10 protein-coding genes are annotated in these 11,156 nt (G+C 67.5%); 6 read left to right on the top strand and 4 right to left on the bottom strand.

All coding sequences use genetic code 11. The annotated features are described in order from the left end of the window. Positions 1-119 precede the first annotated feature (119 nt). The 4 genes from hfq (at position 120) to LHP98_RS03100 (ending at position 4,158) form a co-directional block, all read left to right on the top strand. Positions 120-353: an RNA chaperone Hfq gene (gene hfq / locus LHP98_RS03085; protein WP_023664101.1), complete on the top strand. Its 234-nt coding sequence runs from the start codon at positions 120-122 to the stop codon at positions 351-353. 53 nt (positions 354-406) lie between these two features. After that, positions 407-1,699, top strand: coding sequence for a GTPase HflX (gene hflX, locus LHP98_RS03090; protein ID WP_319638917.1), 1,293 nt, complete (start codon positions 407-409; stop codon positions 1,697-1,699). 124 nt (positions 1,700-1,823) lie between these two features. After that, entirely contained in the window at positions 1,824-2,393 is a 570-nt protein-coding gene (locus LHP98_RS03095; protein ID WP_227251016.1) for a hypothetical protein, read from the top strand. A gap of 31 nt (positions 2,394-2,424) precedes the next feature. Continuing rightward, a complete protein-coding gene (locus LHP98_RS03100) occupies positions 2,425-4,158 on the top strand; it encodes a methyl-accepting chemotaxis protein (protein ID WP_227251017.1) in 1,734 nt (577 codons plus the stop codon). 92 nt (positions 4,159-4,250) lie between these two features. Here the strand turns inward: LHP98_RS03100 and LHP98_RS03105 are convergent, their stop codons facing one another. After that, positions 4,251-6,725, bottom strand: a complete 2,475-nt coding sequence (locus LHP98_RS03105; RefSeq protein WP_227251018.1) for a penicillin acylase family protein — start codon at positions 6,723-6,725, stop codon at positions 4,251-4,253. 87 nt (positions 6,726-6,812) lie between these two features. Here LHP98_RS03105 and LHP98_RS03110 point away from each other — a divergent pair, with 87 nt between their 5' ends. Then, positions 6,813-7,676: an NAD(P)-dependent oxidoreductase gene (locus LHP98_RS03110; protein ID WP_227251019.1), complete on the top strand. Its 864-nt coding sequence runs from the start codon at positions 6,813-6,815 to the stop codon at positions 7,674-7,676. A 63-nt stretch (positions 7,677-7,739) separates the two neighbouring features. Here LHP98_RS03110 and LHP98_RS03115 read toward each other — a convergent pair whose 3' ends face one another. The 3 genes from LHP98_RS03115 to hemB form a co-directional block, all read right to left on the bottom strand. Further along, a complete protein-coding gene (locus LHP98_RS03115) occupies positions 7,740-8,297 on the bottom strand; it encodes a YSC84-related protein (RefSeq protein ID WP_227251545.1) in 558 nt (185 codons plus the stop codon). Between the two features lie 110 nt (positions 8,298-8,407). After that, on the bottom strand, positions 8,408-9,508 hold the full coding sequence (locus tag LHP98_RS03120; protein ID WP_227251020.1) for a hypothetical protein: 1,101 nt from the start codon (positions 9,506-9,508) through the stop codon (positions 8,408-8,410). Between the two features lie 4 nt (positions 9,509-9,512). Beyond that, on the bottom strand, positions 9,513-10,511 hold the full coding sequence (gene hemB, locus LHP98_RS03125) for a porphobilinogen synthase (protein ID WP_227251546.1): 999 nt from the start codon (positions 10,509-10,511) through the stop codon (positions 9,513-9,515). A gap of 91 nt (positions 10,512-10,602) precedes the next feature. Here hemB and LHP98_RS03130 point away from each other — a divergent pair, with 91 nt between their 5' ends. After that, positions 10,603-11,148: a component of SufBCD complex gene (locus LHP98_RS03130; protein WP_227251021.1), complete on the top strand. Its 546-nt coding sequence runs from the start codon at positions 10,603-10,605 to the stop codon at positions 11,146-11,148. Positions 11,149-11,156 lie beyond the last annotated feature (8 nt).

The following is an 11,156-nucleotide window of genomic DNA, read 5'->3' on the forward strand; positions in this document are numbered from 1 at the left end:
GCGATTCGCGTTTAATACTTGCCCCGTTCGCAGCGCCTGCGGATAACGGGGCCGGTCGGGCCCCGAAACATGTCAACACCGCCGCGGGCAACGCGGCCATCGCGCAAGGCAAAACAACAATGGCTGGCGACAAGCAAAACCTGCAGGACGCTTTCCTCAATCACGTCCGCAAGGCCAAGGTTCCGGTGACCATCTTCCTGATCAACGGGGTCAAGCTTCAGGGCGTCATCACCTGGTTCGACAACTTCTGCGTGCTCCTGCGCCGGGATGGTCAGTCGCAGCTTGTCTACAAGCATGCGATTTCGACCATCATGCCGGGCGCGCCGATCAACCTTTACGAAGGCGAAGACTGATTTCGGATCGCCCCGAAGAAGACGATGACGACCCGCCGTTCCAGGACGGCGGGATCGACGTCTATGAAACGGCCGCGCGGCCGACGCGGGCCTGGGTGCTGCATCCCGACCTGAAGGCGCAGTCCCGACGGCGCCTGCCCGAACATGGCCTGGCCGAGGCGGTGTCGCTGGCCACGGCGCTACCCGCCATTCAGGTCGTGGGGTCCGAGGTGGTGCGCCTGCCCAAGGCCACGCCGGGAACGCTGTTCGGAACCGGCAAGCTGGCCGAGTTGAAGGCGCGCTTCAAGGCCGACGGGGTTGAACTGGTGCTGGTCGACGGCACGGTCACTCCGGTGCAGCAGCGCAATCTGGAAAAGGAATGGGGCGTCAAGCTGCTGGACCGGACCGGGCTGATCCTGGAAATCTTCGCCGACCGCGCCCGCACGCGCGAGGGCGTGTTGCAGGTGGAACTGGCCGCGCTGTCCTACCAGCGCTCGCGCCTGGTGCGGGCCTGGACGCACCTTGAACGCCAGCGCGGCGGTTTCGGCTTTGTCGGCGGCCCTGGCGAGACCCAGATCGAGGCCGACCGTCGCGCCATCGACGACCAGGTGGTCAAGCTGAAGCGCCAGCTTGACCGGGTGGTGAAGACGCGCGAACTTCACCGCGCCGCCCGCGCCAAGGTGCCGTTCCCCATCGTCGCCCTGGTGGGCTATACCAACGCCGGAAAATCGACGCTTTTCAACCGCATCACCGGGGCTTCGGTGATGGCAAAAGACATGCTCTTTGCCACGCTTGACCCCACCATGCGCGGCGTGACGCTGCCGCAAGAGCAGGGCTCCGGCCGCAAGATCATCCTGTCCGACACCGTGGGATTCATCTCCGATCTGCCGACGCAATTGGTCGCCGCCTTCCGCGCGACACTGGAAGAGGTGCTGTCGGCCGACCTGATCTGCCACGTCCGCGACATCAGCCACCCCGAGACCGCCGAACAGGCCGCCGACGTGGCCGAGATCCTGGCCAGCCTGGGCGTCACCGCCGCCACGCCGCAGATCGAGGTCTGGAACAAGATGGACCTCGTGGACCCCGAGGCGCGCGCCGCTCTGGGCGTGCAGGCGGCAAGCCGGCCGGATGTGCTGGCGGTCTCGGCGCTGACGGGCGAGGGGATCGCGTCGCTGCTGGACCGCATCTCCGCGGTCTTCGACGAAGAGCGGACCGAGCGGCACCTGCATCTGGCCTTCGCCGACGGACGCCGCCGCGCCTGGCTGCATGCCCAGGGCGTCGTCACCACCGAACGCGAGACCGAAACCGGCTGGGAGGTCGAGGTGCTCTGGACCGCGCGCCAGCAAAAGCGGTTCCGCGAGGTCTGACACCCGAACTGCGTCGCTGACCGCCGCCGCCGCGGCCGGCTTAACCGGTCGGAAACCTGCTGCCTTCATGCTGCGGCCAAGGCCGCCCGTTTCGGCGGGTTCCACCTTCAGCAGGATGACCGACATGAAACGCCTTTCCCTCTTTCTCTTGCCGTTGTTCGTTTCCGCGCTGCCGGCAGTTGCCGACGATTTCGCCCCCACGCTTGAGGCTTACCTGACCTCGGACATTGCCGGCTGGGCCAACGATCCGGTGCTGGTTGCGGCGATCGTGGCGCAGAATGCCGGCACCGCCGGCTACGATCAGGCCAGGATCGATTCGCTTGACCAGGACTGGAAGGATTCGGTCGGTGCCGGCGGGTCCGAGCTGATCTCCGGGGTGCTGCAGAACCCGGCCGCCGACTTCCTGCGCGGCAAGGTGGAAGCGGCCGGCGGAAAGATCACCGAGGTCTTCATCACCGATGCCAGGGGCCTGAACGTCGCCGCCACCGATGCGACCTCGGACTACTGGCAAGGCGACGAGGACAAGTTCGCCAAGGTCTTCCCGGCACCCGACGGCAAGTTCATCGCCGAGGTCGAACTGGACGAATCGACCCAGCGCTATCAGGGCCAGGTCTCGATGACCGTGGTCGATCCGGCCACCGGCCAGGCCGTGGGCACGCTGACCGTCGGGGTCGATGCCGAATCGCTGATGTGATCGCGGGGAGGGCGGGCTGATGCGTTTGTCCTTGTCGAGACTCCCCGCCCTTCGCCTGCCTGGCGCCGGCTCGGTCTTCCTGCGGGCGGTGCTGATCGCCGGTGCCACCGCCGGCATCGTGGCGGCCTTCCTGTCCTGGCAGGCCGGCCAGCTGACCGGCAAGATCGCCCTGGATGGCCTGCACCGCTATGCCGAAGAGGTGACCGCCGGCATGGCCGTCGGCATCGCCCCGGCGATCAAGTTCCGCAAGCCGGCCGACATCGCCGATCGGGCACAGGCCCTGCTGGACCGCAGCGAAGGCGTTGCGCAGGCGGTCTATGTCTTTGACCTGACCGGCGCCGCGATTTCCGTCCTGCCCGCCGACAGGGCCGCCGATACCGCATCGCTGGCCGATCTGGCCCGGCAAGCGCTGTCCCGGGGCGAGGGATTCGCCTCCGACGACGGTCTGTCCATTGTGCGTCTGGTGGCAGACAAGGACGGCAAGGCCATCGGCGGTATCGAGACCGTATGGTCGGATGCACCAATCCGAGCTGAAATCGCCGACGCGACGCTGGCGATCCGGATCAAGGCCCTGATCATCTTCACGATTCTTGCGGCCGCGGCGGCCTGGCTTCTACGGGCCTCGATCAGCCTGCCGCTGCACCGGGTGGCCGTGGCGGTGGACCGCGTTGCCGGGGCCGACTACGCCACCGCAATCCCCGAAACCGCCCGATCGGACGAAATCGGGGCACTGGCGCGGAACCTGGATGCAATGCGCGATGCGCTGGGGTTCGCCGACGAACGCGCGCGCGCCGAAGCCGCCGATCAGGCCGATCAGGCGCGGATGGTCGAGCGGCTGCGCGCGGCCCTTGCCGAACTGGCCGCGGGCGGCTTCGCGGTCCGGATCGACACCGCCTTTCCGGCCGCCTACGAAGTCCTCCGTCAGGACCTGAATCGCCTGGCGAGCACTCTGGGCGGCACCGTCCGAAACATTGCCGCGGTCTCTTCGCGGCTGCGCAGCGGCACCGAAGGGTTGCGGCGGTCGACCGAGGACCTGGCCCGCCGGACCGAGAACCAGGCCGCAACGCTGGAACAATCGGTGGCCGCCGTCGAAGAACTGACCGGCTCGCTGCGCGCCGCGGCCGAGGACACGCGCCACGTGGCCGAGGGGGTGGGTCGCAGCCGCAGCCAGGCCAGCGAAGGCCAGGTCGTGGTGGAAGAGGCGGTCGCGGCAATGGCCGGAATCCGGCACTCCTCGGAACAGATTTCGCGCATCATCGGGGTGATCGACGACATCGCCTTCCAGACCAACCTTCTGGCGCTCAATGCCGGGGTCGAGGCGGCGCGGGCCGGCGCGGCGGGCCGGGGCTTCTCGGTCGTCGCGTCCGAGGTGCGCGCGCTGGCCCAGCGAACCTCTGATTCCGCGCGCGAGATCAAGGGTCTGATCCAGGGTGCAGCAGATCAGGTGCTGAAGGGTGTCGAGCTGGTGGATCGCACCGGCGCAGCGCTTGTCCGGATTGGCAGCGAGGTCGATTCGGTGGCAACTCTGGCCGAGGGCCTTGCAGCCGCGATTTCCACCCAGTCGGCCGGCCTGAGCGAGGTCAGCGTCGGTCTGAACCAGCTCGACCAGGTGACGCAGCAGAACGCCGGGATGGTCGACCAGACGGCCAGCACCCAGGCCGCGTTGCACGCCGAAGCCGAAGCGCTGGCGGCCATCGTCGCCCCGTTCCGAACCGACGAAGCGCTGCGGCCCGCGGCAGAGGACGGTCTGCGACTGGCATCCTGACAGATCCGCCCGGCGGCTGGTCCGACGCTTGCGCCCGGCCTTGCCGGCCGCGACGGCAGACGGCAGACGGCAGCGCCCGGACACGCTCAGGCTCAGTCGGCCGCGGCGGCGGGCGACAGCACCATGACACCCAGGGCCGCCGCGCGGGCAAGTGCCGGGTCCAGGCTCATCGGGATGTATTCGCCGCGTCGCCAAAGCTCTCCCAGGTCGTCGTAGTGGCGGCTGAGCGGATGACCGGACTGGCCGGTCGAGGTGATGAACACGCTCGAATCGGGGTCGGCAAAGTCATAGACGCCGCGGTAGCCGGCGCCGTGGACGTTGCGATACGGATCCTCTCCCACTCCGGCGGTGCGCCCGCGCAGCAGGGTGTCGTCGCCGCCGCTGGTCGATTGGCGGATGTTCACGAAGTAGCGCAGCATCGGCACCGATCCGAGCACGGGGTGGTCATGCGCAGCCTGATGCGCGTCGCCCCAGCGCCAGCTTTCCAGCTTAGGCCCCCAGTCCTCGGACAGGCGCAGCAAGGCTTCGTCCAGCGCCATCCGCGACAGGTCGGTGCAGCTTTCCACCGCCGCCGACTGGATGATGTCGCACCAGACCGCAGCGCCGTTCACGTTGCGAAACACCCGTTCGATGAACACCGGATCGGGATGGGTGAAACTGTCGGCCATCGGACCCAGTTCGTCACGGACCAACTTGTCCATCAGGCTGCGGATCCAGGCCGCGGCAATCAGCGGCTCGGGAAGATGTTCGTTCATCTCGCCGTTCCATTCGGCCAGCAGCATCAGCGCGCGCTGGCGGAAACGTTCGGGCGTGCCCTCGGGCGCGGCATCACCGGTGAACCACAGGTCGGCACCGATCAACGGCAGCAGCGCCCGCGCGGTCGGGTCAACCGTGTCGAGTTGCGCCTCGATGAAACTCTCGCGGGTATGCACCTCGCGCGTCTTCATCAGCGTCAGCCAGCGCTGGATGCGCTGCGTGTCGCCCCACAGAAAGCTGACATGCTTCGGGAAGGGCCGGTCCACGGTCTTGTTGTTGGTATTGCCAAGCAGGCCCGAGGACGGGTTGCGGAAGCTTGGATTGTCCTCATAGGGCAGAATGCCCTTGAAACCCACCGCCGGCATCCAGCCCGGTGCCGGCATCCGGCCCTGGCTGGGATGCGCCGGATCGCGCGCCGGCATCTGGCCGATCATCTGCAGCGCAATCCCGTCCGGGCCGGCCAGAACGATGTTCTGGCTGGGCGCCACGGTCAGACGTCCGGCCTCGATCGCCGCATCCACCGTCTTGGCCTGCATCAGCCGCAGCGCCGCGGTCATCGAGGTATCGGCCGGCGACAACGCCGTCCAGCCCAGCGCCGCGACATGCCCGGGCGGGGTGATGGAGCCGACATCGAACTGCGCGCCGGAAAGCACAGGCCCGTGTTCGGACCAGCGCAGGGACAGCGTCACCGGATCGCCGTCCTTGACCAGGACGATGCTCTGCCGGCTGTCGAACCGCGCCCAGCTGCCGTCCGGACGCAGGTATTCCTCGGGATCCTCGGGGTTCAGCTTCTCGATCACCAGGTCCTGGTCATCAAGGTAGCTTGAGGTCATGCCCCAGCCCATCGCTTCGCTGCGGCCCAGCAAGACCGCCGGAACGCCGGGAATCGTCGCCCCGATCACGCCGCCGGACTTCAACTCCAGCCGCGCCAGATACCAGATCGCCGGCGCGGTGAAGCCGAGATGGGGATCGCTGGCCAGCAGCGCACCGCCCGCGGCCGAGCGCGCCGGCACTGCAGCCCAGGCGTTCGAGGCGCCTTCCAGCCCCGGCACGGGCAGCGGCGAGAACGGCCCCAGCGCAAAGTCCACCGGGCGGCTGTCCGGACCGACGCCCGGCACCAGTGCGGCATAGTCGGGCAGGACGGCGACACCCTTGCCCGGGTCTTCCGGCAGGATGTCGGCCAACCGCTCGGGTGCAAGCAGCAGTGACAGCCGGGCCCGCAGCACTTCGGCCTCGGCGTGACCGGACAGTTGCAGCGCCATGAGCTTGAGGATGGCGATGGAATCCGCCGGCGCCCAGGCCGAGATCTCGGGCTGGAACAGCCAGAATTCGGGCGCTCCGCGGCCGCGCGTGCCCTCGCTGACCTGTTCGATCCAGGCATTCACCCCGGCCGAATAGGCCTGCAGCGCAGCCAGGGTCTCGGGGTCCTGCGCCGGCACGCTTTGCAGCGACAGGTCGTAAAGGTCGAGCCGGCGCATCATCTCGTCCACGCCCAGGGTGGAACTGCCGAAGATCTCGCTCAGCCGGCCTTGCGCGGTGCGGCGCAGCATCGTCATCTGCCAAAGCCGGTCCTGCGCATGCACGAAGCCAAGCGCGAAGAAGACATCCGTGTCGGTCTTGCCAAAGATGTGCGGCAGGCTGTCGTTGTTGCGAACCACCTCGACCGGCGCGGTCAGGCCCTCGACCACGAAATCCTCGTCATAGTCGATCAGCGACCGGGACAGGAACCAGTAGACCAGCACAATCGCCACACCCAGAAGCACCGCGGCGGCGGTCACCAGGCGGACAAGCCAGCGGAACAGGGTGAACATCGGGGTCCTTCTTGACGGCAGCACCGGCTTGGCGTCGTAGTCGAAACTCGCGGCAAGGGCAATTCAAGAGGCAGGGGGCGGCAAGACATGGCGAAGGTGGCATTCCTGGGGCTGGGTGTCATGGGGTTCCCGATGGCCGGGCACCTGGCGGCCAAGGGGCACCAGGTGGCGGTGTGGAACCGGACAACAGCAAAGGCCTCGGCCTGGGCGGACCGGCACGGCGGGGCAACCGCGACCACGGCGCGCGAGGCCGCCCTGGGGGCAGAGTTCGTGATGGCCTGTGTCGGCAACGACGACGACCTGCGCGAGGTCTGCACCGGCCCGGATGGCGCCTTTGCCGGCATGGACCCGGGCGCGATCTTCATCGATCACACCACGGTCTCGGCCCGGGTGACGCGCGAACTGGCGACGCTGGCTGCCGCCAAGGGGCTGGGCTTTGTCGATGCGCCGGTCTCGGGTGGCCAGGCGGGGGCGGAAAACGGCGTCCTGTCCATCATGTGCGGCGGGGCCGAACCGGATTATGACCGGGCCGAGCCGGTGCTGGCGGCCTATGCCCGCGTCTGCCGTCGCCTGGGCGACAGCGGGGCGGGGCAACTGGCCAAGATGATGAACCAGATATGCATCGCCGGCCTGATGCAGGGCCTGTCCGAGGCGCTGGCCTTCGGGCAGAAGGCGGGCCTCGACGGTGAAAAGGTGGTCGAGGTGATCAGCCAGGGGGCAGCCGGGTCCTGGCAGATGGCAAATCGGCACAAGACCATGCTGAAGGACGAATTCGACTTCGGCTTTGCGGTGGACTGGATGCGCAAGGACCTGGGCATCTGCCTCGACACCGCAGAGGAAATCGGCGCCCGGCTGCCGGTGACCGCCCTGATCGACCAGTTCTACAAGGATGTGCAACTGATGGGCGGCGGCCGGAACGACACCTCAAGCCTCATACGGCGTCTGAAGTAGCGGCGTTTTTCGTTTCCAGACAAAAGGTTGCACGGCGATGTTGAGTCGCCGCGCGAAGCGGCGTCACGGGATGATGCGGGTGTATTTCACGCCTGCCAGGGTGGCGCCCGCGATCAGCCCTTGCTGGCCGAACACCAAAGCGACGACGGGGTCGATTTCGGTGGTGGCCTTGCCGATGGTCGCGCCTTCTTCCGGCGTGGCATAGCGCAAGTCGGCCGAGGCCGCCCAGCCCTTCGATCGGCGGAAGTCTTCAAGCGCGGGTTGGGTCATGAAGAACAAGGCGTGGGCGTATTGTTGCGCGCCGATCTGCAGGCCAACGCTGGCCTTGGTGGCCGAGTAGTAATCGACCGTCGCGCCCTGAATGCGCAGGGCGCCGCGACCGTAGCCGCCGCCCCAGAACAGCCCGGCCTCGGTGATCAGCGGCATGTAGAGCACGCCAGAAGCTCGCGACGCGAGATCGCGGGTGCCTGGATACTTCTCGAACAGATAGGTCTGTGTCGCGTCGACGCGGGCATCGATCTGGCCGGCTCCGTTCGAGCCGATGCCGTTGCCGCAGGCCGCCGTCAGCAGCGCCATTGAGCCCGCCCCCAGCATGAGTCCACGACGGGTGTATTGCATGATCTGCCCTTTCCTGCCCTATCCGGGGGTTCTCGGCCCCTTTGCCGCTAAATCTAGCGTGTTCCGCGGCGATTGTCATGCGTTTCGCGACGCTCCCGTCGCGATCGGCGGGATCATGCGGTCGGTCGCGTCAGCCAGTCGTTCCAGACCCTGGTGACCGCTTTGTCGCCGCCCTGCGCATCCAGGATGCCGCAGTGTTCCCACAGGCTGGCCAGGGGGCGGTCCGCTTCGGGAATATGGGCCAGAAACGGGCCGTAGTCGTGGCTGGTGAAGTTCACCACAAACCGGTGGCGCCCTTCGTCGGCGAAACGGAACAGCGCCTCGGTCGCCTGGGCCTGCCATTCGGGGCTACCGGGGATGCGGCCGAACAAACCCCAGCGTATGGGCGCCGAGGAGGTGCCGCTTTCGCTGATCGCGGCCGGGCGGCCGGTGCGCGCGGCCAGATCGTTGAGCGGGTCGTAGAAACCGTCGGGAATGGGGTCGGGCGCATCGTCCTGCAGATGCGGGTAGATCGAAAAGGCGGCCAGGTCGGAATGCGTCATCAGCGCTGCCATCTCGGCGCGCTGGAGGGCTGCGTCGGCGCCATCGGTGCGGCCCATGTAGTGCTGGGTGGCGATGGTGAAACAGACGCCCGTTTCGGGAAAGCGGTCCTTCACCGCCTCATAGACCGCGCGGTGCAGGCGGGTATAGCCGGGCCAGAGGTCGGGAGCGAAGTGCAAGAGCAGGTTCACCTCGACCCCGATCGCCAGCCAGTCGGGCCGGGCGATTTCGGCCGCGCGCAGGCAGAAGGCGGTGTAGGCGGCGATGACCTCCGGGTCGTCGAAGGCGCGGCCCTGCCAGCGGGCGGGCAGCGGCTGGTTGTCGGCGACGGCGAAATTCAGCGCCATGCCCTGGCGCATCGTGTCCAGCGCGCCAAGAGACAGCAGCTTGGGGTGGCCCGGCGCCGCGGCCCAGCTCAGGTCGCGCATCAGCGCGGCCGAGAAGTCGGTGCCGTCGGCGGCGGCATCCCAGGGCACGCCTCCCAGCACCATCGGCGCGGCCATGTCGGCGCGGTCACGCAGGAACAGTTCAACCTGCCCCAGGGCGCGCAGCGTCAGGTCGTGCGGCCAGCGCGTGGTGCCCATGCAGAAGCTGCGGGTCGATGCCGCCAGTGCGGGTCGCGGCGCCGCGAAGGGCAGGGCAGCAAGGCCAGCAAGGACCATACGCCGCCGCACGGTCCTATCCGCGCAACAGCCGCGCCGCCTCGGGCGCGAAATAGGTCAGGATGCCGTCGCAGCCCGCGCGCTTGAAGCACATCAGGCTTTCCATCATCACTTTCTCGCCATCGACCCAGCCGTTCAGCGCCGCGCCCCGCAGCATCGAATACTCGCCCGACACCTGGTAGGCATAGGTTGGCGCGCCGAAGGTGTCCTTCACCCGGCGGCAGATATCCAGATAGGGCATGCCGGGTTTGACCATCACCATGTCCGCGCCCTCGCGCAGGTCGCGCTCGATCAGCCGCAGGGCCTCGTCGCTGTTGGCGGGGTTCATCTGGTAGGTCTTCTTGTCACCCTTCAACGCGCCCGAGGCGCCCACCGCATCGCGGAACGGGCCGTAGAAGGCCGATGCATACTTGGCCGAATAGGACATGATCGCCACATCCTTGTGGCCCGCGGCTTCCAGTGCCCCCCGCATGGCGCCGATCCGGCCATCCATCATGTCCGAAGGCCCCAGGATGTCGGCCCCCGACTCGGCCTGGGCAAGCGACATCTTCACCAGCGCCTCGACGGTTTCGTCATTCAGGATGATGCCGTCGCGGACGATCCCGTCATGGCCGTTCGAGTTGTAGGGGTCCAGCGCCACATCGGTCATCACCGCGATCTCGGGCACCGCGGCCTTGATCGCGCGGATCGCCCGGTTGGCCAGGTTGTCGGGGTTCCAGGCCTCTTCGCAGGCTTCCGTCTTTTTCGACGGATCGGTGTAGGGAAACAGGCAGATCGCCGGAATTCCCAGACCCGCGGCCATTTCGGCCGCCTTCACCACCTTGTCCAGCGACATCCGGTTGACCCCGGGCATCGAGGCGATCGGCTCTTCCATGCCGTGCCCGTCTCGGATGAAGACCGGCCAGATCAGGTCTCCGACCGAAAGCGTGTTCTCCTGTGTCAGGGCACGCAGGGCGGCGGTGCGGCGCAGGCGGCGGAAGCGCAGGGCGGGGCAGGGGGCGGAGATCGGGCGCATCATCGGTCCATCATGGCGGGCGGGGGGGCTTGCAGCCCTGCCACTTGCCTGCCATGGAAAGACGCGCGCCTCAAGGGATCACAGGCGCGACATGCTGAACAGGGAACCGGCCTTGGACTGGTACGAGACCGTCTTTGAAGTGATCGACATGCGATCCTTCTCGAACCTCTGGTATTGGATCGCGCTGGCGGTCCTTTGGTCCACGACCAGCCATTGGGTTCTGGGCGTGCCCTATGACATGATCCAGCGCGCCCGGCGGCACGGTGGCCAGATGCAGGCCGATGTCGAGGCCATGGTGGGCATCAACATCCGCCGCTTGCTGGGCATTGCCCGCACCGCGGCCGTTCCGATCTTCGCCGTGCTCTCGTTCTTGCTGTCGGCGCTGGCGGTCCTGGCGTTCTGGTTCTGGGTCGAATTCGCCCAGGCGCTGTTCTTCCTGGCGGCGCCGATGGTGCCGGTCGGCTGGCTGTCGCTGAGGGCCGCGCTGCGGATCGAAGGCGGCGAAGACCGCGGCGATGCGCTGTATCAGCGGCTGATGGTGCATCGCCGCCTGATTCAGACCGTCGGCATGGTGTCGATCTTCATCACATCGCTGTTCGGGATGTATCAGAACCTGAACATCTCGATCCTGAACTGACACCAGGC

Source organism: Rhodobacter sp. Har01, assembly GCF_020564565.1.
Lineage (GTDB): Bacteria > Pseudomonadota > Alphaproteobacteria > Rhodobacterales > Rhodobacteraceae > Pseudogemmobacter.